Here is a 22779-nt window from a genome sequence, read left to right on the forward strand (position 1 = left end):
CATCAGAGCAGTTCAGTGGACTGGATCAATTCGACCCCGGCCACCTGCATCCGCTCGATCGCCGTCGCCAGCGAGCCATTCAAATCGATCGCCCGGCACGCATCCAGCACCACAAACGCATTGAACCCCGCCGCCCGCGCGTCCAGCGCGGAGAACATCACGCAGAAATCCAGCGCAAGACCGACCATGTACACCGTGTCGATCCCGCGTTCCTTCAGATAACCCGCCAGACCCGTGGTCGTGACGCGATCCGCTTCCAGAAACGCCGAATAGCTGTCGATGTCCGGGTTGCAGCCCTTGCGGATGACCAACTGCGCGTGGGGCAGATCGAGCCCCGAGTGAAACTCGGCACCGCGTGAACCCTGAATGCAGTGATCCGGCCACAGCGTCTGCTCGCCATACGGCAGTTGAATCACGTCATAAGGCTGGCGGCCGGGATGGCTGGAGGCAAACGAAGCGTGGCCCGCCGGGTGCCAGTCCTGAGCGATGACCACTTGCTTGAACTGCCCGGCGAGCCGGTTGATCAGCGGAACGATCAGGTCACCTTCTGGCACGGCCAACTGGCCACCGGGAATGAAGTCGTTCTGCACGTCGATGACCAGCAGGGCTGTGCGTGGCGAAATCGGCATAAATCCATCCTTCTTGGAAAATCACCCGAGCAGCATAGTGACAAAATTCTTTAAACGTTCAGCCGGGATTTAAACATTTTCGCCATGTCTTCCAGCTCGGAAGCCGGGTGATGGCCGATCAGCATCCAGGCATGTTCGCGTTCGGTCCAGTACACCACGTTCATCCCGTGCCGGCGTTCATGGGCCAGCGGCTGGCTGCCGCTGTTGGTGCGCGTGACGCACAGCGCCAGCGGGCCGTGGGTGGCGTCGAGCCAGGTCATCTGGGCGATGGGCACGCCGTCATATTCGAGCAATTGCGCGCGCTTGAACTGCGCACCGGGCAGTTTCAGTTTCGCCGGCGACAGGCTCACGCCCAGCCGCGCATCGACGGTTCGCAGCTGCGCCAGTTGCGAGGCTTCATCGGTGGGCAGATGTTCGAGGGTCTGCGGCACATACAGCGCCATGTAATCGCCCACCAGCTCGCGCCAGTTGTGCGATTGCTGCGCTTGCCAGGCCAGAAACAAGCGGTCCGCCGCGACACCTGCGAGCGCCACGCCCGCTGCCGCTGCGCCGATGAACCAGCGTCGGCTGAAACCGGGTTTCTGCGGTGACGGCGCGGCATCGAGCCGGGCCTGCAAACGGTCGAGCGGCGCCTGTTGCGCCAGTTCGTCGTAGGCGGCCTTGAACGGCAGATTGCTGCGGCTCAGCCATTGCACCCGCAAACTCAGCAGCGGATCGTCGGCGATGAGGCTGTCGAGTTGGCTGCGCTGTTCGCGGTCCAGTTCATCGTCCAGATACGCCACCAGTTGCTCGTCGGAAGGCGCATTCATTGCCGTTCTCCTGCGGGGGTGTTCGGTACCGCTTGCAGCGGCGGGTATTCGGCCAGCTTCAGGCGCGCGGTGGCCAGCCGGCTCATGACCGTGCCGATCGGCACTTGCAGGATCTCGGCGACTTCGCGGTAGGACAGGCCCTCGACGTAAGCGAGATATACCGTTTCGCGCTGGGTTTCCGGCAACGCATCGACGCGGCGGATCACCTGCGCTGCCATCACATGAGTCTGCGCGGCGTATTCGCCATCGAACGTCAGCTGGCTTTCGGCGTCCGCCACACCCTGGCCCTGGCGCACCCGGCGGGCGCGCACTTCGTTGAGCCAGATCGAATGCAGAATGCTCAGCAGCCAGCGATCCATGCGCGTGCCAGCCACGTACTGGCCCGAACGCTCGAGCGCCCGTACGCAGGTGGCTTGCACCAGATCCTCGGCCACGTGCCGATTTCGCGACAGCAGCAAGCCGTAACGCCACAGGCGCGCCAGGTGTTGCCCGAGTTCGGCTCTGAAGGCCTGATCGCTGAAAATGTTCGCCTCCGGGTGTCGTGTCAGGTTTTCGATGAGTCGTTGATGGCTTCGGCCAGGTCCCGGTATTCCTCGCAGGTCGTGCCGCAGATCTTCTGGATGTGCTGCAACTGTTCCTGCGCCAGATCGACACGGCCCTTGATCACATAGGCTTCGCCCAGGTACTCACGGACCTGCGCGTACTGCGGATCAAGCTTCACCGATTGCAGGTAATAGCCGATGCCTTCGTCAGTGCGACCCAGTTTGCGCGTCGCGTAACCGCGATAGTTGAGGGCCTTGGCGGTGTTCGGTTGTTGCAGCGTGTCGAGCAGGGCCAGGGCTTCTTCATAACGGCCGGCCTTGGCCAGGCGGTAGGCGTAATCGGTCCGGTCGGCGTCGGGCACCAGATGGCTGGTCTGCATCACGCACTTCTGGGTTTTGGTGTCGAACACCTGGCCTTTGGGGCAGTTGGGTTTCTGCACCGGCGCCTCTTCATCGCCATTGGCGAAGGCGAGGGGGCTCGCGAAAACGGCGGCCACCAGCAACGGGGCGGCGAACATAACGGAACGGATAGTCATGGGCAAGGCTCCACAGGGGGTCATGTTTCACTTTGAACACCGCAGGGTGAAAATTTATTCATTGCTTTGTCAGGCTTTGTTAAAGGAAAGCCCTTTTTCCGGCGCTATGCTCGTCAGCATTCGTTGTCGATCTGCAGTTCTACCATGGGAGTTTGGCCATGAAAGATCAGGTTCACCACTCGGCCGCCAGCGGCTACAAAACCGCTGCCGATACCTACGTCAAAGGCCGGCCCGACTATCCGCCGGCCGTCAGCGAGTGGCTGACGGGCACGCTGGGCCTCGATGGCCACAAGACCGTTATCGACCTCGGCGCCGGCACCGGCAAGTTCACCGGACGGCTGGTGGCGACCGGCGCCCAGGTAATCGCCGTGGAACCGGTGGCGCAGATGCTGGAAAAACTGTCGCTGGCCTGGCCGCAGGTGTTGGCCGTCAGCGGTACGGCAACGGATTTGCCGCTGCCCGATGCCTCGGTGGATGCCGTGGTCTGCGCGCAGGCCTTTCACTGGTTTGCCAGTCGCGAGGCGCTGGATGAAATCGCCCGGGTGCTCAAACCGGGCGGCAAACTGGGCCTGATCTGGAACCTGCGCGACACTCGGATCGACTGGGTGCCCAAGCTGGACGCCATCGTCAATGCGCTGGAAGGCGACACGCCGCGCTTCTACACCGGCGAATGGCGCAAGGCCTTTCCCCATCCGGCGTTCGGGCCGTTGCAGGCTCAACACTTTCAGCATGGCCACACCGGCTCGCCGGAAGATGTGATTTTCAACCGGGTGCGCTCCACCAGTTTCATTGCCGCGTTGAGTGACCTGCAGCGCGCAAGGATCGACGAACAGATTGCTGAACTGATTGCCAGCGAGCCGCAACTGCGGGGCAGGGAGGTGGTGACGGTGCCTTACGAGACCGCCGCCTTCGTCGCGGTGAAGAACGGCTAGAGTCCCGCATTTGGCCGAACCGCCGTGCTGATGCCTTGTTATAGTTCGGGCCTCATTTTCAGCCCGGTAAAGGATTTCTGCCATGACTCAATACACCGCCTTCAGCGTCGAACTGGCCGACAACATCGCCCATGTGCAGATCAATCGTCCGGAAAAGATCAACTCGATGAACGCCGCGTTCTGGAGTGAAATCGTCGAGGTGTTCCAGTGGATCGACGACACCGACGAAGTGCGGGTGGTGGTGCTCAGCGGCGCCGGCAAACACTTTTCCTCGGGCATCGACCTGATGATGCTGGCCGGCGTGGCCAATGAGCTGGGCAAGGACGTTGGCCGCAATGCGCGCCTGCTGCGCAAAAAGATCCTGACCCTGCAAGCTTCCTTCAATGCCGTCGATAATTGCCGCAAGCCGGTACTCGCGGCGATCCAGGGTTACTGCCTGGGCGGCGCCATCGACCTGATCGCCGCCTGCGACATGCGCTACGCTGCCGAAGACGCGCAATTCTCGATCAAGGAAATCGACATCGGCATGGCGGCCGACGTTGGCACCCTGCAACGGTTGCCACGGATCATCGGTGACGGCATGCTGCGTGAGCTGGCTTACACCGGTCGCACCTTTGGCGCCGAAGAAGCGCGCAGCATTGGTCTGGTCAATCGCGTCTACAGCGACAAGGACGGCCTGATCGAAGGTGTGATGGACATTGCCCGGGACATCGCCGGCAAGTCGCCGATCGCGGTCACCGGCACCAAGGAAATGATCAGCTACATGCGTGACCATCGCATTGACGACGGTCTCGAGTACGTTGCCACCTGGAACGCCGCCATGTTGCAATCCAACGATTTGCGCGTGGCCATGGCCGCCCATATGAGCAAACAGAAACCCGAATTTCTGGATTGAGAAACCATGACATCTCGCTGGACCACTGCAGTACTGGACACTGATCAACCCGGCGGCTGGGCCGTGGCGCGCAGCCCCGAGGGTTTCCTGTTCGATGACAACGGCGCGCTGTTCCCCCGGGAATGGCTCAAGCGTCAGGACTTGTCGATCCTTGCCGAGCACGGTATCGGTCATCTCGATGGCGAACCGGTGTATCTGCTGGAACTGCGCAGCACCAGCGAGGTGCCGGGTTGCAACTGGAAAGGCCTGCGGGCGTTCATGCTCGACGGCGATCACACGATCTACAAAGTGCTGGGTTATGCCGCACAAATTGGCACTTGGGCGCGCGAACACCGTTTCTGCGGCAATTGCGGTCAGGCCATGACCCAGGTGCCGCGGGAGCGGGCGATGTATTGCCAGCCTTGCGATCTGCGCAGTTATCCGCGGATTTCGCCGAGCATGATCGTGCTGGTGACCCGTGGCGATGAAGTGCTGCTGGCGCGTTCACCGCGTTTCGTCACCGGGGTCTACAGCACGCTGGCCGGGTTTGCCGAGCCTGGGGAATCGGCCGAGGATTGCCTGATCCGCGAAGTGCGCGAGGAAGTGCAGATCGAGGTGAAGAACATTCAGTACATGGGCAGCCAGTGCTGGCCGTTCCCGCACTCGATGATGCTCGGCTTCCATGCCGAATACGCCGGTGGCGAGATTGTCTGTCAGGAAGACGAGATCGAAGACGCCCAATGGTTCAACGTGCACGATCTGCCGCCGTTGCCGGCGTCCAAATCGATTGCCCGTTACCTGATCGACGTCTATGTGGCGCGGCGCTTAGGCCACGCTGAACCAGTGTTGCCAGGCTAGACGCACGGTCAACCCCAGCACCACGGTGATGAACACCGGACGAATGAACTTGGCGCCGCCGCTGATCGCGGTGCGCGCCCCGAAGAACGCGCCGACCATCACCGACAGGCCCATGCTCAGGCCGATGATCCAGTCCACCTGCCCGGAAAACACGAACACCGACAGCGCCGCAATGTTGCTGACGAAGTTCATGCTGCGCGCCACGCCGCTGGCCTTGACCAGATCGATCGGGTAGAGCAGCAGGCTGCTGACCGTCCAGAACGCGCCAGTGCCGGGGCCGGCCACGCCGTCGTAGAAACCGAGGCTGAAGCCTTGGGTCGATTGCCACTTCTTCTTGATCGGTGCGTCGCTGTCCAGCGGCGCTTTCGGCGTGCCGCCAAATAACAGGTACAGGCCACAGGCGAAGACGATCACCGGCAGCATCTTGTTCAGCCATTCGGCAGGCAGATAGTGGGCGACGACGGCGCCGGTCAGCGCACCGACCAGGGTGCCGACGATGGCGTGCATCCACTGCCGTGGGTGAAACAGCTTGCGCCGGTAGAAGGTGAAACTGGCGGTGGCCGATCCGAAGGTCGAACTCAACTTGTTGGTGCCGAGCACCAGGTGCGGCGGCAGGCCGGCGGTGAGCAACGCAGGTGTGGTCAACAGACCGCCACCGCCGGCGATGGCGTCGATGAATCCGGCAATGAAAGCGACAAGGGCCAGAACGGCCAGGGTAGTGAGGTCAACGCTGAGTTCGAAAGGCATGGAATCGGCTTATTTCGGCAGGGTGCAGAACAGGGCTGCGGGGAGGGCAGTCATGTTACTCATTTCCGAATGTTGCGGCGACCCATAAGACTCGACCACCGACGGCTCAACTGTTGCCCACCCAACACGCACCCAACAAATCACCCTCCCACCATGCATTCCTATTACCTGAAACCCCAATAAAACCGGGTCTCCCGCCGCTGGCACGCTTGCTGCTCTGGCTTACTCACCTTCATCAACTGTCCTGAGGACACGCCAATGAGTCAGCAAGCCGTGAAATTTGCCTACTGGGTGCCGAACGTCAGCGATGGGCTGGTGGTCAGCAAGATCGAGCAACGCACCGATTGGGGCATCGACTACAACCGCAAACTGGCGCAATTGGCCGAGGCGGCGGGTTTCGAATACGCCCTGACGCAAATCCGCTTCACCGCCGGTTACGGCGCCGAGTTTCAGCATGAATCGGTAGCCTTCAGCCACGCGTTGCTCGCTGCCACCAGCAAGCTCAAAGTCATCGCCGCCATTTTGCCCGGCCCGTGGCAACCGGCGCTGGCGGCCAAACAGTTGGCGACCATCGATCAACTCACCAACGGCCGGATTGCGGTGAATATCGTCAGCGGCTGGTTCAAGGGTGAATTTCAGGCGATTGGCGAGTATTGGCTGGAGCACGACGAGCGCTATCGTCGTTCGGAAGAGTTCATCCGTTCGCTGCGAGGGATCTGGAGTCAGGACAATTTCACCTTCCGTGGCGATTTCTATCGCTTCGACAATTACAGCCTCAAACCGAAGCCGCTGGGCCGCCCGGAAATCTTTCAGGGCGGCAGCTCTCGTGCCGCGCGGGACATGGCGGCGCGGGTATCGGACTGGTATTTCACCAACGGCAACAGCGTCGAGGGCATCAAGGCGCAGGTCGACGATATTCGCGCCAAAGCGGCGGCGAACCAGCATTCGGTGAAGGTCGGAGTGAATGCGTTTGTCATCGCCCGAGATACCGAGGAAGAAGCCAAAGCGGTGCTGGCGCAGATCATCGATCAGGCGGACCCGGAAGCGGTGAATGCGTTCGGTGATGCGGCGAAGCAGGCGGGCAGGGCGTCACCGGAAGGTGAGGGTAACTGGGCCAAATCGACCTTTGAAGATCTGGTGCAATACAACGACGGCTTCAAGACCAACCTGATCGGCACGCCGCAGCAGATTGCCGAGCGGATCGTGGCGTTGAAAGCGGTGGGGGTTGATCTGGTATTGGCGGGGTTCCTGCATTTTCAGGAAGAGGTGGAGTATTTCGGTCAGCGGGTGTTGCCGCTGGTGCGAGAACTCGAGGCCAAAGCGCAATCGGCCCGGGCTGCCGAAGTTGCCTGAAAATCCCTCCTGCACACTGTGCAGGAGGGATCGGCTACTTAATTACAGACCCAGCTCGGACAACCCCGGATGATCATCCGGGCGGCGGCCCAGCGGCCAGTGGAACTTGCGTTCGCTTTCCTTGATCGGCATGTCGTTGATGCAGGCGTAGCGCTGGAACATCAGGCCGTGCTCGTCGAACTCCCAGTTCTCGTTGCCGTAGGAGCGGAACCAGTTGCCCGAGTCGTCGTGCCACTCGTAGGCGTAGCGCACGGCGATGCGGGTGTCTGAATAGGCCCAGAGTTCCTTGATCAGGCGGTAATCCAGTTCCTTGGCCCATTTGCGAGTGAGGAAACCTTTGGCTTCTTCGCGGTTGTTGGCGAATTCGGCGCGGTTACGCCATTTGGTGTCCAGGGTGTAGGCCAGCGACACGCGCTCCGGGTCGCGGGAGTTCCAGCCATCCTCGGCCAGACGAACTTTTTCAATGGCCGATTCACGGTTGAACGGTGGCAATGGCGGACGAACTTCGGCTGCAGTAGACATGTTTGTCTCCCGATCTATTAACAGTTAAACAACTTGTCAGGCTTATTAAGGCGTTACAGGTCCAATAACTTTCGCGCCATGCATTGCGCATTATCGGCGGCACTGTGATCACCCATCACAAGCGCTACGGTAATGGCGCCGTCAATCAGGATCAGCAGCTGTTTGGCCAACAGTTGCGGGTCCTCGGCTCCATGTTCGGTACACAGCTCGCACAGGTAGTCGAGCAGTTTCTGTTTGTGGTCTTTGGCGACCAGGCGCACCGGATCCTCGGGATCGCCGGTTTCGCCACTGGTGTTGATGAAGGCGCAGCCCCGGAAACCTTCCGAGGCGAACCAGCCCTTGAGCACGGTAAACAGGTTGAGCAGACGATCGGCCGGGGTTTCGGCCTGATCGACGGCGCTTCTGTACCAATGCATCCAGCGCACGTCGCGGCGTTGCAGGGCGGCGACGGTCAACTCCTCCTTGTTGGCGAAGTAGCGGTAGATACTCTTTCTGGAAACGCCGGCGGTTTTCACCAGAAGATCCATGCCGGTGGCCGCGATGCCACTTTTGTAGATCAACTTTTCGGTGACATCCAGAATGATGTCTCGGGTCGTGTCGTTGCTTGTGATTTCGTTCATGTGGTGAACAGTAGAACGATCGTTCTCCTTGGTCAAATGTTTTTTATTGATCGTTCCCACGTCGAGGCGTCGAACCGTCTGCGTGGGAATGCCTCAAGGGACGCTCTGCGTTCCAGCTCTGGAAGGGACGCGGAGCGTCCCGGGCTGCGTTCCCACGCAGAGCGTGGGAACGATCATTAAAGGAGCGTGGGAACGATCAATCAGGCGGGAAGACCCGAAGGAGTTGATGGTGTAAGCTCTCGGGTTCTTCGGATTCGACCCATTGCGAGCCCTATGCCGTTGCTTTTCAAACGCTCTCTGCTGCCCAAACTGCGCAGCTTTCCGCTGACCGCCGAGGCCGTGACGATCCTGCCCGGTGCCGCCGATTTCCGCCGTTGCCTGCTGGAGAAAATCGCCCAGGCGACCCAGCGCATCTACCTCGTCGCGCTTTATCTGCAAAACGATGAAGCCGGCCAGGAAATCCTCGATGCCCTGCACGCTGCCAAACTCAAGCGTCCCGAGCTTGAAATCGCGGTGGTCGTCGACTGGCTGCGGGCCCAGCGCGGCTTGATCGGTGCCGGCAAACAGCCGGGCAACTCGGCGTGGTATCAGGAAATGACCCGCACCCACCAGAGCGTGGTGCCGGTCTACGGCGTGCCGGTGCAGACCCGCGAGCTGTTCGGCGTGCTGCACCTCAAAGGCTTCGTGATCGACGATTGCGTGGTCTACAGCGGTGCGAGCCTGAACAACGTCTACCTGCACAAATTCGACAAGTACCGTTTCGACCGTTATCACGTGCTGCAAAGCCGCGAACTGGCGGACTCGATGCACCACCTGGTCAAGCACGGCCTGATCGAATCGAAAGCGGTGCATCGCCTCGACCTGCCGAACCTGCCGACCACCCGCAGCCTGCGCAACGACATCGGCGACCTGCGCAGCCGCCTTAAATATGCGGCCTACGACACCAGCGCGGGCAGCACGGCGCATACCGGCCTGTCGGTCAGTCCGTTGCTCGGTGTGGGCAAGAACAACCCGCTGAACCGGGTGATTCTGGAGCTGATCGCCAGCGCCCAGAAGCAACTGACCATCTGCACGCCGTACTTCAACCTGCCGCTTGGCGTGATTCGCGAGATCAACCGGGCGCTGGCGCGCGGCGTGAAGATCGACATCGTGGTCGGCGACAAGACCGCCAACGACTTCTACATTCCGCCGACCGAGCCGTTCAAGGTGATCGCCGCGCTGCCGTATCTCTACGAGATCAGCCTGCGCCGTTTCGCCAAGCGGCATCAGCGCAACATCGACAGCGGCCAGTTGAACCTGCATTTGTGGCGTGAAGGCGACAACAGCTATCACCTCAAGGGCATGTGGATCGACCAGCGTTATACGCTGCTGACCGGCAACAACCTCAATCCGCGGGCGTTCCGTCTGGATCTGGAAAACGCCTTGCTGATCGATGACCCGAAAGGCGAGTGGCTGGAACCGCGCCGCGTGGAGCTGGAGAACATCTTCGTTCACACCTCGCGCATCGCACGTTTCCAGGACCTGGAAGCCTTGCCGGATTACCCGGCGGGCGTGGCCAAGTTCCTCAAGCGTGTGAGCCGGGTGCGGGTCGAGCGGTTGCTGTACCGGATTCTGTAAGGCACAGAATTTTCGGCGCTGCTAAAAACGCCTTCGCGAGCAAGCCCGCTCCCACACTGGGTCTTCGCTGAGCACAATTTTGTGTTCAACAAAGATCCTATGTGGGAGCGGGCTTGCTCGCGAAGGCGTCAGAACAGGCGCTACAAGTCTCAGTTCAGACCGAGTTTTCCGCGCAACGTCGACAGGTCTTCAGCCAGGGTATTGACCGGGCCAACCAGCGCCTTGCGGTCGTTGTCCTTCACCTTTTCGTAAGTCTCGAAACCACCGTCCTTGGTCTTGTACTTGGCCAGGATCTTGTCCACGGTGGCGAAGTTCTTGTCGACTTTGGCGACGAAGGCCTTGTCCTGTTTCTCGATCTGCGGACGGAACAGGTCGACGATTTTCTTCGCGCCGTCGATGTTGCCCTGGAAGTCGTACAGGTCGGTGTGGCTGTAGCGGTCTTCTTCACCGGAGATCTTGGTTGCGGCGACTTCTTCGAGCAGCGCAGCGGCGCCGCCGACGACTTTCTCAGGCGGGAAGGTCAGGCCGGCGACGCGGGTCTGCAGGTCTTTCACGTCCTTGTTCAGGCCGTCCGCCAGGGCGTCGAGATCCTTGGTGCTCTTTTCCGAGAACAGCGAGTATTCGATGCGGTGGAAACCGGTGAAGTCTTCGGCTTTCACGCCTTGCTCGTGGTCGTCGACCCGGGAGTCGATGGAGGCGTCGAGGTCACTGAACAGCTCGGCGATCGGCTCGATCGACTCGTAATAGACGCGGGTCGGTGCGTAGAGCTTCTGTGCGGTCGCCAGGTCGCCTTTTTTCACCGCGTCGGTGAACTGCTGCGTGTGGCTGGCCAGTTCATCCAATTGTTCGGTGACGTAGATCTTGTAGTCCGACACCGGCCCCACCAGATCCAGAGGCGCGGTCGCGGCGAACGCCGACAGCGGGGTGTTGAGCAAACCAAGGGTCAGCAATAACGCGAGTGGCGTCTTTTTCATGGGGGCGGCTCCTGTTGAATGCTATGCAGTTGTTTTTGGTTGAGTAGCGTTGAGCAGCGAGCGACCGATGAAGTCCTTGTCGCCCGTGACACCCGGCAGGGTGAAGAAGTAACCGCCGCCGACCGGCTTGAGGTATTCCTCCAGCGGTTCGCCATTGAGGCGGGTCTGCACGGTGATGAAGCCTTTTTCCAGGTCGGCCTGGTAACAGATGAACAGCAGGCCCATGTCGAGCTGGCCGTTCTTGTTCACGCCGTTGGAGTAGTTGAACGGCCGGCGCAGGATCAGGTTGGCCTGGCTCGCGGCGGTGCGCGGATTGGCCAGGCGAATGTGCGCATCAAGCTTGGTCAGCTTGCCTTCCGGGTCCTTGCTGTAATCCGGCACCTCGGTCTCATGGCTGGCGCCCATCGGCGCGCCGGTGGTTTTGACCCGGCCGATGATGCTTTCCTGTTCCTGCAACGGCGTGCGGTCCCAGCGTTCGACGAAGTTGCGGATGATCCGCACCGCCTGATAACTGCCGTGGGCCGCCCAGGCCGGTTCGTCACTCCCGGGTTGCACCCAGACGATGCGGTCCATGGCTTTGCCGTCGTTGGAATCCGGGTTGGCCGAACCGTCGCGGAAACCCAGGAAGTTACGCGCCGATTGCGCCGGCACACCGGGTTTGGCCGGGGCTTGCGGCGGCACGCTGCCTTCCTGTTTCCAGCGCACCAGCAGCAGGTCCGGCAGGTTTTTCACGATGTCGCGCAGGGCGTGGATGTTGGTGTCGGCGGTATTGGAGCAGAACTGCAGGCTCAGGTCGCCGTGGCAGCAATCGGCTTCCAGCGCGTCGTTGGGGAAACCGACCATGCGGATCAGGCGCTTGGGTTTGGCGGACGCGAGGCCGAAGCGCTCGTCGAACAATGATTCGCCCACCGACACAGTGATGGTCAAGTTGTCCGGGGTGACCACCGGGCCGAGGATGCCGGAATCCGGCGGCGGCAACTTCGGATCGATCTGCGCCACCGGGCCGCCCTTCATCAGGAACGCGATGCGCTCGTTGAGGGTGCGGAACAGACGCTCCAGGTCTTCACGGTCGCTGGCCAGCACATCGAACGACACCAGCATGCCCGACGCGGGGCGCGGGGTGACGATGCCGCTCTGGTGTACGCCGTGAAAGTCGTGATGATCCTGGGTCTTGTCGCTGCTCGGTGCTTCGGTGACTTGCGCAGGCGAGGCGGCCATTGCCGGGCAGCTCAACGCCGTGCCGGCCAGTGCGACACCGGCGGCGCCCATCCCCATCAGTACGCGGCGACGTTGCAGGTTGAAGTGTTCGGAATCGTTCATCGGTATTCGTCTTCTGCTTACAGGCCGGAGAGGCCGAGGGCGGGATCAATGGCGTCGAGGGCGTCGGCCAGGGCCTTGGCCTTGTCGGCGATCTGCTTGCGTTGCTCACCGTTGACGGTGTCGTAACTGGCGTAGCCGTCCTTGACCTTGAAGCCGTTCAGCGTGGTATCGAAATCAGCCAGCGCGCCGTCGATTTTCGGCAGCAGGTCGGCGGCGGATTTGCTCAGCAGCGGCCGCAGCAGTTCGACGACTTTGTGCGCGGTTTCCTGATTGGCCGCGAAGCCGTTGAGATCGCTGTGGCTGTAGCGTTCCTCTTCGCCGCTGGCGGCGCGCACGTCGGCGAGGGTGTTGAGATTGCGCACGACGATTTCCACCAGTTGCTCCGGCGGCAGCGACTGGGCCAGCAGCTGTTGTTTCAGCGTGGTGACGTTGTCGAGCAAACTCTGGGCAATCGGTGTCAGCCCATCGAGGTTGCGTTGCTGGAACAGCGCGTATTCGAGGCGGTGGAAACCGACGAAGGCCGGATCCTGCTCGCGTTTTTCGAAGTAATCGGCGCGGGCGTTGATGCTGTTGTCCAGCTCCGCCAGGCGTTGTGCGGCCGGGGCCAGACGCTGGTACGCGGCACGGGCCGGCAAATACAAAGCCTGGGCCTGGGCCAGATCGCCACTGTCGATGGCTTGATTCAGCGCCGTCACGGCTTTGATCAGCGCGCTGCTCTGGCTGGCCAGGTAAACGCGGAACTCCGACAGCGGCCCGACAAAGGCAACCATCGACGGCTTGGCCTTGGCGGCGGCATCGGACGCGGCGGTCGGCGTCACGTGCAAGGTGCCGCGCGGGTTGCTCAGCAGGCCGCAGGTGATGGCGTATTCGCCGGGTTGCAGGTTGGCGTTGATCACCTGGCTCAGGCCCGGCGCGATGTTCTCGCGCTCTTCGATCACCAGCACGCCGTCGAGGATTTCCCATTCCACCGCCCGGTCGGAGCGGTTGACGATGCGGAAACTGGCACGGCCGGCCGGGACGGTGAGGGCGTTCGGCTCGCAACTGTGCGGATGGATGTTCACCACCACTTCGTCACGATTGTGCTGACGTTTGGCGGCGGCCAGTTTCGAGGCGTAGTAGAACAGGCCACCGGCGGCGATCATCACGACCACCGAACCGGCCACCGCCCAGCGCAAGGCGCGGGGAGGCGAGGCCTGAGGAGTATTAGGCTTTGACATGAAGGCCCTTATTGGCTGGAAACGGAAGACGATTGGGCAGCGGGTTTGGGTGCCGGCATGAAGAACATGACCAGCGCCACCAGCAGATAAATCAGGTACGCGCCGAGGGTGCTGACGGTCGGTGCATCCTGATAACCGAACATGCCGGCCAGCACCGAGCCCAGCGGGCCGTCCATCGGCAGCGTCGCGCTGAAGTCGAACAGCACGGTTTGCAGGTGGTTCCACACCCCGGCTTCATGCAGGGCCTGCACCGAGTTGGCGAGAATCCCGGCGGCGACCACGAGGATGAACAGCCCGGTCCAGCGGAAGAACGCCGACAGGTTCAAGCGCATGCTGCCGCTGTAGATCAGGAAGCCGACGACAATCGCCAGGATCAGGCCGAGCAGGGCGCCGATCGGCGCGGCCGGGCCTTCGCTCTGCTGGAACACGGCGAGCAGGAAGAACACGGTTTCCAGACCTTCCCGGGCGACGGCGAAAAACACCATGGCAATCAGCGCGATGACCTGATGCTTCGACGCGGTCAGTGCGTGATCGAGAGAGGCTTGCAGCGAATGCTTGATCGAACGCGCCACCTTGCGCATCCAGAACACCATTGAACTGAGAATGCCCACAGCGACGAGGCCGACCACGCCTTCGAACAGTTCCTGCTGCTTTTGCGGGAATTCGGCACTGACCAGTTCCAGGCCGCCGCCGACCAGCAACGCCAGCGCAGCAGCGAGAAACACCCCGATCCACACCGCCGGCATCCACTGGCCACGGCCGGTCTGTTGCAGGTAGCTGGCGATGATGCCAACGATCAGCGCGGCTTCGATGCCTTCGCGCAACATGATCAAAAAGGGAACGAGCATTCGACGATCACTGTGTAACGAAATGAGGTTACAAGTTGTAACATAATGAAAGTCATTCTCACATGGCATTCATTGACATTTACCTGAACCTCAGCTGAACGAGTCTGAACATCCACGCCACCGAGTCAGCTGCGCTAAGATGCCCGCCACTCGAACAACAACAGGATTGCGCGCGTTCCATGTCGGAAAAAGACACCATCGCCATTCAACTGGTGCGCGAAGCACTGCTGCAAAGTTGTGCCCCGGGCGTGGCCACGGAAGAAGTCTTGAGCAAGGTCGGGATCGATCCGGCGCTGCTGCCCACCGATGACGCGCGCGTGCCGGCCAGCCATTACGCGCGGTTATGGCGCCTGTTGGCCCGGCGCGGCGATGACGAGTTCTTTGGCATGGACCCGCGCAAGCTGAAATCCGGCAGCCTGGAATTCCTCTGCCGCAGCGCGATGGCCCAGCCGAACCTGGCTGCGGGGCTGAGCACCGGTTTGAATTTCCTGTCGCTGATGCTCGAACGCATGCCGGCGCAACTGGTGCACCAGCAGAGTCTGGCGGAAATCGTGCTGCTGGAAGACGATCCGGAACCGCGTCGCGCCTTCACCTATTTCACTTACTGGATGATCGTCCACGGCGTGGCGTGCTGGCTGGCGGGACGGCGGATTCCGATCCTGGCGATCGAACTGCGCTGCCCGGCGCCGGATTTCTGTGATGACTATCGGGTGATGTTCTCGGAAAACCTGCGTTTCGACCGGCCCCGCACGCGGATGATCTTCGCCGCTGACGTGCTGGATCTGCCGATCAAGCGCAGCGCCGAGGAGTTGAAGCGCTTTCTGGCCCATGCCCCGGCCAACATTCTGGTGAAATACCGCGACCCGGAAAGCCTTGCGAGCCGGATCAAGCAGGATCTGCGGCAATTATCCGCAGATAAGTGGCCGGAAACCGACGCGCTGGCCCAGCAGTTGTGCATGTCGGCTTCGACCCTGCGTCGGCGTCTGGCTGAAGAAGGGCAGACCTATCAGGGTTTGAAGGACAGCGTGCGCAAGGAACTGGCGATCACCTGGCTGGCGGAACCTTCGATCAGTTTTGCCGACATCGCCACCCGCTTGGGGTTTGCCGATGCGAGCTCGTTCTACAAGGCGTTTCGCAAGTGGTCGGGGACCAATCCTGGGCACTATCGCAGCTTGATCCTCAACGAAGCGGTCTGATCCACCGCTGACGTTCGCTGCTCACCACCGACTCTCGTTCCCACGCTCTGCGTGGGAATGCAGCCCGGGACGCCCCGCGTCCCTTCCAGAGCTGGAACGCGGAGCGTCCCTTGAGGCATTCCCACGCAGAGCGTGGGAACGATCATCGCGGCACGTCGTGGGAGCGATCAAAGTCCGGAACCTTGGCCAAACCAGTCATCCACTTTGAGGGCTTTGACCATTGCCGCCGCCGGCGTGCGGCGCGAGTATCCCTCTGTTGTTTACGGTTCCCCAACCTAATAAGAACAGAGGGATTCTGGCAATGCGCGATTACTTGTCTGCCACCGCACAGTTTGATTATCAGCACACCGTGGACGCCGCACTCAGCGGCACGCTCGAGGCGCTCAACGCCTGCGTCGAATGTTGTGACCGGCACGCGCTGCCGGGACGCATCGCGCTGTTCTGGGAAGGCCGCGATGGCGCCAGTGCGACGTACACCTTCAGCGACCTGCAGGACAAAGCCGCGCGTTTCGCCAATTTCCTTCTCGCCCAGGGCGTGCAGAAGGGCGACAAGGTCGCCGGCCTGCTGCCGCGCAACATCGAATTGCTGATCACCGTATTCGCCACCTGGCGCATCGGCGCGGTGTATCAACCGCTGTTCACCGCGTTCGGCCCCAAGGCCCTCGAACATCGCCTGAACAGCTCCGGCGCCAAAGTCGTGGTGACCGACGCCGCCAACCGGCCAAAACTCAGCGAAGTCGCCGACTGCCCGACGCTGGTCACCGTTGGTGGTCCGAAAGGCCAGGGCATCGTCCGTGGCGATTTCAGTTTCTGGGCCGAGCTGCCCAACCATTCCAATGTCTGCGAACCGGTGATGCTGACCGGCGAAGATCCGTTCCTGCTGATGTTCACCTCAGGCACCACCGGCCCGTCGAAAGCGCTGTCAGTGCCGCTCAAGGCGGTCGTCGCATTCCAGAGCTACACCCGCGATGCCGTGGATCTGCGCCCGGAAGATGCGTTCTGGAACGTCGCCGATCCGGGCTGGGCCTACGGCATTTATTTCGGTGTCACCGGCCCGTTGTCGATGGGCCATCCGATCACGTTCTACGATGGCCCGTTCACCCTCGAAAGTACCTGCCGGGTGATCAACAAATACGGGATCACCAACCTCACCGGATCGCCCACGGCCTACCGCCTGTTGATTGCCGGCGGCGACGAGTTCGCCAAGTCGATCAAGGGCAAGCTGCGCATCGTCAGCAGCGCCGGCGAGCCGTTGAACCCGGAAGTGATTCGCTGGTTCGCCGACAACCTCGGCGTGGTCATTCACGATCATTACGGCCAGACCGAACTGGGCATGGTCCTGTGCAACCACCACGGTCTCGAACACCCGATCCACCTCGGCGCCGCCGGTTTCGCCTCGCCGGGCCATCGCATCGTGGTGCTCGACGAGCAGAACAACGAACTCGGCGTCGGCCAGCCCGGCATCCTCGCCATCGACCGCACGCAATCGCCGATGTGCTGGTTCGCCGGTTACCAAGGCGCGCCAACCAAAGCCTTCGTCGGCGATTACTACCTGAGCGGCGACACCGTCGAGTGGAACCCGGACGGCAGCATCAGCTTCGTCGGCCGCAGCGATGACGTGATCACCACTTCCGGCTACCGGGTCGGCCCGTTCGACGTGGAAAGTGCACTGATCGAACACCCGGCCGTCGTCGAGGCAGCGGTGGTCGGCAAGCCCGATCCGGAGCGCACCGAACTGGTGAAGGCCTTCGTCGTGCTCAACCCGCAATACCGCGCGGAACCTGCGCTGGCCGAAGAACTGCGCCAACACGTGCGCAAGCGTCTGGCCGCGCATTCGTACCCCCGTGAAATCGAATTTGTCAGCGAGTTGCCGAAAACCCCGAGCGGCAAATTGCAGCGCTTTATCTTGCGCAACCAGGAAATCGCCAAGGCTCAAGAGGCCGCGGCGCACAACGTTTCAGCTTGAATCCAAGGAAACAGTCATGCAGATCGAAAACAAGGTTTTTATCGTCACCGGCGGCGCATCCGGCCTGGGTGCCGCCACCGCTGAATTGCTGGTGAGCGCCGGCGCCAAAGTGATGCTGGTGGACATGAACGCCGACGCCGTCGCCGCCCAGGCCCAACGCCTCGGCGCGCAGAGCGTGGTGGCCGACATCAGCAACGAAGCCGCCGCCGAGGCCGCCGTGCAGGCGACCGTTAAAGCCTTCGGCAGCCTCAATGGTCTGGTGAACTGCGCCGGCATTGTTCGCGGCGAGAAGATCCTCGGCAAGAACGGCCCGCACGCCTTGTCCAGTTTCGCTCAGGTGATCAACGTCAACCTGATCGGCAGCTTCAACATGCTGCGTCTGGCAGCAGCAGCGATTGCCGAAAGCGAAGCCAACGCCGACGGCGAGCGTGGCGTGATCATCAACACCGCATCGGTTGCGGCGTTCGACGGCCAGATCGGTCAGGCTGCGTATTCGGCGTCCAAAGGCGCGATCGCCAGCCTGACCCTGCCTGCCGCCCGCGAACTGGCGCGCTTCGGCATCCGCGTGATGACCATCGCCCCGGGCATTTTCGAAACCCCGATGATGGCCGGCATGACCCCGGAAGTGCGCGACTCGCTGGCCGCCGGCGTGCCGTTCCCGCCGCGTCTGGGCAAACCTGCCGAGTACGCCGCGCTGGTGCGGCATATCATTGAAAACAGCATGCTCAACGGCGAGGTGATCCGTCTCGACGGTGCCTTGCGCATGGCCGCCAAGTAAGGAGGATTTCCCATGACCATCTCCAACGATCCGATTGTCATCGTCAGCGCCGTCCGCACCCCGATGGGCGGTTTTCAGGGCGAACTGAAAAGCCTGACCGCGCCGCAACTCGGCGCAGCAGCAATCAAGGCGGCGGTTGAACGCGCCGGTGTCGCCGCCGATGCAGTCGATGAAGTGCTGTTCGGCTGCGTGTTGCCGGCTGGTCTCGGCCAGGCGCCTGCGCGTCAGGCTGCGCTGGGCGCCGGGCTGGACAAATCCACCCGCTGCACCACGGTCAACAAGATGTGCGGCTCGGGCATGGAAACCACCATTCTGGCCCACGACATGCTGCTGGCCGGCAGCGCCGATGTGGTGATCGCCGGCGGCATGGAAAGCATGTCCAACGCGCCGTACCTGCTGGATCGCGCCCGTGCCGGTTACCGCATGGGCCACGGCCGGGTGCTGGATTCGATGTTCCTCGACGGCCTCGAAGACGCCTACGACAAGGGCCGCCTGATGGGCACCTTCGCCGAGGATTGCGCCGAAACCAACGGCTTCAGCCGCGAGGCGCAGGATGCTTTCGCCATCGCCTCTACCACCCGCGCCCAGCAGGCGATCAAGGACGGCAGCTTCAAGGACGAAATCGTTCCGCTGACCGTGACAGTGGGCAGGGAACAAGTGGTGATCAGCAATGACGAACAGCCACCGAAAGCCAAACTGGACAAGATCGCTTCGCTGAAACCGGCGTTTCGCGAGGGCGGCACCGTAACCGCGGCCAACTCCAGCTCGATCTCCGACGGCGCCGCCGCACTGGTGCTGATGCGTCAGTCGCAAGCGCAGAAACAGGGTCTGAAACCGCTGGCGGTGATTCACGGCCACGCAGCCTTCGCTGACACCCCGGGCCTGTTCCCGGTGGCACCGATTGGCGCGATCAAGAAGCTGATGAAGAAAACCGGCTGGTCGCTGGATCAGGTCGATCTGTTTGAAGTCAACGAAGCCTTCGCCGTGGTCGGCATGGCGGCGATGACCCACCTGGAAATACCTCACAACAAGCTCAACATCCACGGCGGCGCCTGCGCCCTCGGTCACCCGATCGGTGCGTCCGGCGCGCGGATTCTGGTGACCTTGCTCTCGGCCCTGCGCCAGAAAGGCCTGAAACGCGGCGTCGCGGCGATCTGCATCGGCGGCGGCGAAGCCACGGCGATGGCCGTGGAATGCCTCAACTGAGGTCAACACCAAATCCTTGTGGGAGCCAGCCTGCTGGCGATAGCGGTGTGTCATACAAGCAAATATTGACTGACAGACTTCAATCGCCAGCAGGCTGGCTCCCACAGGTTTTATGTTTTAAGGATTTGCCATGATTCCCAATGACGACCAACAACAAATCCGCGACATGGCCCGGCAGTTTGCCGAGGAACGGCTGAAACCGTTCGCCGCCGAGTGGGATCGCGAGCACCGTTTCCCGAAAGAAGCCATCGGCGAAATGGCCGGGCTGGGTTTCTTCGGCATGCTGGTGCCGGAGCAGTGGGGCGGTTGCGACACCGGTTACCTGGCCTACGCCATGGCCCTGGAAGAAATCGCCGCCGGTGACGGCGCGTGCTCGACGATCATGAGCGTGCACAACTCGGTGGGTTGCGTGCCGATCCTCAAGTTCGGCAACGACGACCAGCGCGAGCGTTTCCTCAAACCGCTGGCCAGCGGTGAGATGCTCGGAGCCTTCGCGTTGACCGAACCACAGGCCGGTTCCGACGCCAGCAGCCTGAAAACCCGCGCACGCCTTGAAGGCGATCACTACGTGCTCAACGGCTGCAAACAGTTCATCACCTCAGGGCAGAACGCCGGGATCGTGATCGTGTTTGCCGTCACCGATCCGAGTGCCGGCAAGCGCGGGATCAGCGCGTTCATCGTGCCGACCGACTCGCCGGGCTACAAAGTCGCCCGCATCGAGGACAAACTCGGCCAGCACGCCTCGGACACCTGCCAGATTCTGTTCGAAGACGTGAAAGTGCCGGTGGCCAACCGGTTGGGCGAGGAGGGCGAGGGCTACAAGATCGCCCTGGCCAACCTCGAAGGCGGCCGTGTCGGCATCGCTTCGCAATCGGTGGGCATGGCCCGCGCCGCGTTCGAAGCAGCGCGTGACTACGCCCGTGAACGTGACACCTTCGGCAAGCCGATCATCGAGCATCAGGCCGTGGCGTTCCGCCTGGCGGACATGGCCACCCAGATCGCCGTGGCGCGGCAGATGGTGCATTACGCCGCCGCCCTGCGCGACAGCGGTCAGCCGGCGCTGGTCGAAGCATCGATGGCCAAACTGTTCGCCTCGGAAATGGCCGAAAAGGTTTGCTCCATGGCGTTGCAAACCCTTGGCGGTTACGGTTACCTCAACGACTTCCCGCTGGAGCGCATCTACCGCGACGTGCGGGTCTGCCAGATCTACGAAGGCACCAGCGACATTCAGCGCATGGTCATTTCGCGCAACCTTTGAGAAGGAATCTGCACATGAGTTACGAAACGATTTTGCTGGAAACCCATGGCCGCGTCGGCCTGATCACCCTCAATCGCCCGCAGGCGCTGAACGCCCTCAACGCGCAACTGGTCAGCGAAGTGAACCGCGCGCTCGATGGATTTGAAGCCGACGCGAACATTGGCTGCATCGTCATCACCGGCTCGACCAAAGCCTTTGCCGCCGGCGCCGACATCAAGGAAATGGCCGATCTGACCTACCCGCAGATCTACATGGACGACCTGTTCAGCGACAGCGATCGCGTGGCCAACCGGCGCAAGCCGATCATCGCGGCGGTCAACGGTTTTGCCCTGGGTGGCGGCTGTGAACTGGCATTGATGTGCGACTTCATCCTGGCCGGCGACAACGCCAAGTTCGGCCAACCGGAAATCAACCTCGGCGTGCTGCCGGGCATGGGCGGCACCCAGCGCCTGACCCGCGCCGTGGGCAAGGCCAAGGCCATGGAAATGTGCCTGAGCGGGCGTTTGATCGACGCGGTGGAAGCCGAGCGTTGCGGCATCGTCGCGCGGATCGTGCCGAGTGCCGAGTTGCTGGATGAGGCGCTGAAAGTGGCGGCGGTGATCGCCAGCAAATCGCTGCCGATTGCGATGATGGTCAAAGAAAGCGTGAATCGCGCGTTTGAAGTGAACCTGACTGAAGGCGTGCGCTTCGAGCGCCGGGTGTTCCATGCGGCGTTTGCGACGCAGGATCAGAAGGAAGGGATGGCGGCGTTTGTGGCCAAGCGGCCTGCCGAGTTCCAGGGCAAGTAATAGCGTTCGCCCCCACGCATTGCGTGGGGGCGATCAGTCAGAGCTGATAGTTCTTCAACTCCCGAGCAATCACCATCCGCTGTATCTCGCTCGACCCCTCATAAATCTGGGTAATCCGCGCATCCCGGTAGTACTTCTCAACCGGATAATCCTCCAGATACCCATACCCGCCATGAATCTGAATCGCTGACGAACACACCTTCTCGGCCATTTCCGAAGCAAACAGCTTGGCCTGCGAAGCCTCCGACAGACACGGTTTACCTGCCGTACGCAGCCGCGCCGCGTGCAGGATCATCAAGCGTGCGGCGTTGATCTGCATCTGCATGTCCGCCAGCAGGTTGGCGATGCTCTGATGCTCGACAATCGCCTTGCCGAACTGTACCCGATCACGGGCGTAACCCAGCGCCGCTTCAAACGCCGCACGGGCGATGCCCAATGCTTGCGCCGCAATGCCGATACGTCCGCCTTCAAGGTTGGAGAGGGCAATCGCCAGGCCTTTACCGCGCTCACCCAACAGATTCGCTTCAGGAATGCTGCAATTGTTCAGCGTCACCGCGCAGGTATCGGAAGCGCGGATGCCCATCTTGTGTTCGGTGCGGTCAACGATGAACCCCGGCGTATCAGTCGGCACAAGGAACGCCGAGATCCCGCGCTTGCCCAGATCCGGATCGGTCATCGCAAACACGATCGCAAGTTTCGCTCGCTTGCCGTTGCTGACAAATTGCTTGGCGCCGTTGATTACCCATTGCCCGTCGCGCAGTTCGGCGCGGGTGCGCAGGTTGTGCGCTTCGGAGCCGGCCTGGGGTTCGGTCAGGCAGAAGCAGCCGATCACCGCGCCGCTGGCCAGATCCGCCAGCCAGGTCTGTTTCTGTTCTTCGCTGCCGTAGTTGAGCACCGGCCCGCAGCCCACCGAGTTGTGAATGCTCATGAACGCGCCGGTGGCGCCGTCACCGGCGGAAATCTCTTCCACCGCCAGCGCATAGGCCACGTAGTCGACGTACGTGCCGCCCCATTCCTCCGGCACCACCATGCCCAACAGGCCGAGTTCGCCCATCTTTGCCACCAGACCGTCATCGATCCAGCCGGCCTTTTCCCAGGCTTGTGCGTGGGGGGCGATTTCGCCACGGGCGAAGTCCCGGGCCATGTCGCGGATCATTACCTGGTCTTCAGTCAATTCGAGATCGTGCAT

Annotated in this window: 23 protein-coding genes; 11 read left to right on the forward strand and 12 right to left on the reverse strand. The window is 61.8% G+C overall.

Going from position 1 to position 22779, the window contains the following annotated elements:
- Positions 1-2: 2 nt before the first annotated feature.
- The 4 genes from pncA to CAF90_RS03010 all read right to left on the reverse strand — a co-directional run bounded on the left by pncA (position 3) and on the right by CAF90_RS03010 (position 2516).
- Positions 3-629: a bifunctional nicotinamidase/pyrazinamidase gene (pncA, locus tag CAF90_RS02995; protein WP_085603409.1), complete on the reverse strand. Its 627-nt coding sequence runs from the start codon at positions 627-629 to the stop codon at positions 3-5.
- Positions 630-679: 50 nt separating this feature from the next.
- Positions 680-1438 carry an anti-sigma factor gene (locus CAF90_RS03000; RefSeq protein ID WP_085603411.1) on the reverse strand — a complete coding sequence of 253 codons (759 nt, stop codon included), beginning with the start codon at positions 1436-1438 and terminating at the stop codon, positions 680-682.
- Entirely contained in the window at positions 1435-1893 is a 459-nt protein-coding gene (locus CAF90_RS03005; protein WP_256578425.1) for a sigma-70 family RNA polymerase sigma factor, read from the reverse strand. The genes CAF90_RS03000 and CAF90_RS03005 overlap by 4 nt, the downstream gene beginning before the upstream one ends.
- Before the next feature lie 89 nt (positions 1894-1982).
- Complete coding sequence (locus CAF90_RS03010) at positions 1983-2516, reverse strand: tetratricopeptide repeat protein (protein ID WP_085603415.1); 534 nt, start codon at positions 2514-2516, stop codon at positions 1983-1985.
- Positions 2517-2674: 158 nt separating this feature from the next.
- Between CAF90_RS03010 and CAF90_RS03015 the strand changes: the two genes are divergently transcribed.
- The 3 genes from CAF90_RS03015 (at position 2675) to nudC (ending at position 5180) form a co-directional block, all read left to right on the forward strand.
- Complete coding sequence (locus CAF90_RS03015; protein ID WP_085603417.1) at positions 2675-3448, forward strand: class I SAM-dependent methyltransferase; 774 nt, start codon at positions 2675-2677, stop codon at positions 3446-3448.
- An 82-nt stretch (positions 3449-3530) separates the two neighbouring features.
- Positions 3531-4343, forward strand: a complete 813-nt coding sequence (locus CAF90_RS03020; RefSeq protein WP_011334292.1) for a crotonase/enoyl-CoA hydratase family protein — start codon at positions 3531-3533, stop codon at positions 4341-4343.
- 6 nt (positions 4344-4349) lie between these two features.
- The gene (gene nudC / locus CAF90_RS03025; RefSeq protein WP_039768669.1) at positions 4350-5180 is read left to right on the forward strand and encodes an NAD(+) diphosphatase; all 831 of its coding nucleotides are present in this window, start codon (positions 4350-4352) and stop codon (positions 5178-5180) included.
- Here nudC and CAF90_RS03030 read toward each other — a convergent pair.
- On the reverse strand, positions 5148-5927 hold the full coding sequence (locus tag CAF90_RS03030; RefSeq protein ID WP_007951261.1) for a TSUP family transporter: 780 nt from the start codon (positions 5925-5927) through the stop codon (positions 5148-5150). The two genes, nudC and CAF90_RS03030, sit on opposite strands and share 33 nt — an antisense overlap.
- Before the next feature lie 258 nt (positions 5928-6185).
- On the opposite strand from CAF90_RS03030, the gene sfnG reads away from it, so the two are divergent.
- Entirely contained in the window at positions 6186-7280 is a 1095-nt protein-coding gene (gene sfnG / locus CAF90_RS03035) for a dimethylsulfone monooxygenase SfnG (RefSeq protein WP_085603419.1), read from the forward strand.
- Between the two features lie 42 nt (positions 7281-7322).
- Here the strand turns inward: sfnG and CAF90_RS03040 are convergent, their stop codons facing one another.
- Both CAF90_RS03040 and CAF90_RS03045 read right to left on the reverse strand, forming a co-directional pair.
- On the reverse strand, positions 7323-7802 hold the full coding sequence (locus CAF90_RS03040; protein WP_007951263.1) for a nuclear transport factor 2 family protein: 480 nt from the start codon (positions 7800-7802) through the stop codon (positions 7323-7325).
- 53 nt (positions 7803-7855) lie between these two features.
- On the reverse strand, positions 7856-8422 hold the full coding sequence (locus CAF90_RS03045) for a TetR/AcrR family transcriptional regulator (RefSeq protein ID WP_007951264.1): 567 nt from the start codon (positions 8420-8422) through the stop codon (positions 7856-7858).
- 273 nt (positions 8423-8695) lie between these two features.
- Between CAF90_RS03045 and pssA the strand changes: the two genes are divergently transcribed.
- Positions 8696-10039 (forward strand): CDP-diacylglycerol--serine O-phosphatidyltransferase, encoded by a 1344-nt coding sequence (gene pssA / locus CAF90_RS03050; RefSeq protein ID WP_085603421.1) that lies wholly within the window; start codon positions 8696-8698, stop codon positions 10037-10039.
- Between the two features lie 149 nt (positions 10040-10188).
- Here the strand turns inward: pssA and efeO (CAF90_RS03055) are convergent, their stop codons facing one another.
- From efeO (CAF90_RS03055) to efeU, 4 genes are read right to left on the reverse strand one after another with little or no spacing between them, the layout of a single operon-like run.
- Entirely contained in the window at positions 10189-11013 is an 825-nt protein-coding gene (efeO, locus tag CAF90_RS03055) for an iron uptake system protein EfeO (RefSeq protein WP_085603423.1), read from the reverse strand.
- Between the two features lie 21 nt (positions 11014-11034).
- Entirely contained in the window at positions 11035-12333 is a 1299-nt protein-coding gene (gene efeB, locus CAF90_RS03060; RefSeq protein ID WP_085603425.1) for an iron uptake transporter deferrochelatase/peroxidase subunit, read from the reverse strand.
- Positions 12334-12350: 17 nt separating this feature from the next.
- Positions 12351-13550 carry an iron uptake system protein EfeO gene (gene efeO, locus CAF90_RS03065; protein WP_085603427.1) on the reverse strand — a complete coding sequence of 400 codons (1200 nt, stop codon included), beginning with the start codon at positions 13548-13550 and terminating at the stop codon, positions 12351-12353.
- Positions 13551-13558: 8 nt separating this feature from the next.
- Positions 13559-14398, reverse strand: coding sequence for an iron uptake transporter permease EfeU (efeU, locus tag CAF90_RS03070; RefSeq protein ID WP_085603429.1), 840 nt, complete (start codon positions 14396-14398; stop codon positions 13559-13561).
- Positions 14399-14577: 179 nt separating this feature from the next.
- Between efeU and CAF90_RS03075 the strand changes: the two genes are divergently transcribed.
- The 6 genes from CAF90_RS03075 (at position 14578) to CAF90_RS03100 (ending at position 21590) form a co-directional block, all read left to right on the forward strand.
- Positions 14578-15594: an AraC family transcriptional regulator gene (locus tag CAF90_RS03075; RefSeq protein WP_085603431.1), complete on the forward strand. Its 1017-nt coding sequence runs from the start codon at positions 14578-14580 to the stop codon at positions 15592-15594.
- Between the two features lie 301 nt (positions 15595-15895).
- Positions 15896-17560 (forward strand): AMP-binding protein, encoded by a 1665-nt coding sequence (locus tag CAF90_RS03080; RefSeq protein ID WP_085603433.1) that lies wholly within the window; start codon positions 15896-15898, stop codon positions 17558-17560.
- Between the two features lie 16 nt (positions 17561-17576).
- Positions 17577-18338 carry an SDR family NAD(P)-dependent oxidoreductase gene (locus CAF90_RS03085; protein WP_085603435.1) on the forward strand — a complete coding sequence of 254 codons (762 nt, stop codon included), beginning with the start codon at positions 17577-17579 and terminating at the stop codon, positions 18336-18338.
- 12 nt (positions 18339-18350) lie between these two features.
- Positions 18351-19544, forward strand: a complete 1194-nt coding sequence (locus CAF90_RS03090; RefSeq protein WP_085603437.1) for an acetyl-CoA C-acyltransferase — start codon at positions 18351-18353, stop codon at positions 19542-19544.
- Positions 19545-19674: 130 nt separating this feature from the next.
- Positions 19675-20802 carry an acyl-CoA dehydrogenase gene (locus CAF90_RS03095; protein ID WP_007951274.1) on the forward strand — a complete coding sequence of 376 codons (1128 nt, stop codon included), beginning with the start codon at positions 19675-19677 and terminating at the stop codon, positions 20800-20802.
- Positions 20803-20816: 14 nt separating this feature from the next.
- Positions 20817-21590 (forward strand): enoyl-CoA hydratase, encoded by a 774-nt coding sequence (locus CAF90_RS03100; RefSeq protein ID WP_085603440.1) that lies wholly within the window; start codon positions 20817-20819, stop codon positions 21588-21590.
- 37 nt (positions 21591-21627) lie between these two features.
- Here the strand turns inward: CAF90_RS03100 and CAF90_RS03105 are convergent, their stop codons facing one another.
- A complete protein-coding gene (locus CAF90_RS03105; RefSeq protein WP_085603442.1) occupies positions 21628-22779 on the reverse strand; it encodes an acyl-CoA dehydrogenase family protein in 1152 nt (383 codons plus the stop codon).

It is taken from the genome of Pseudomonas sp. B37(2017) (assembly GCF_002112885.1).
Classification (GTDB): domain Bacteria; phylum Pseudomonadota; class Gammaproteobacteria; order Pseudomonadales; family Pseudomonadaceae; genus Aquipseudomonas; species Aquipseudomonas paraglycinae.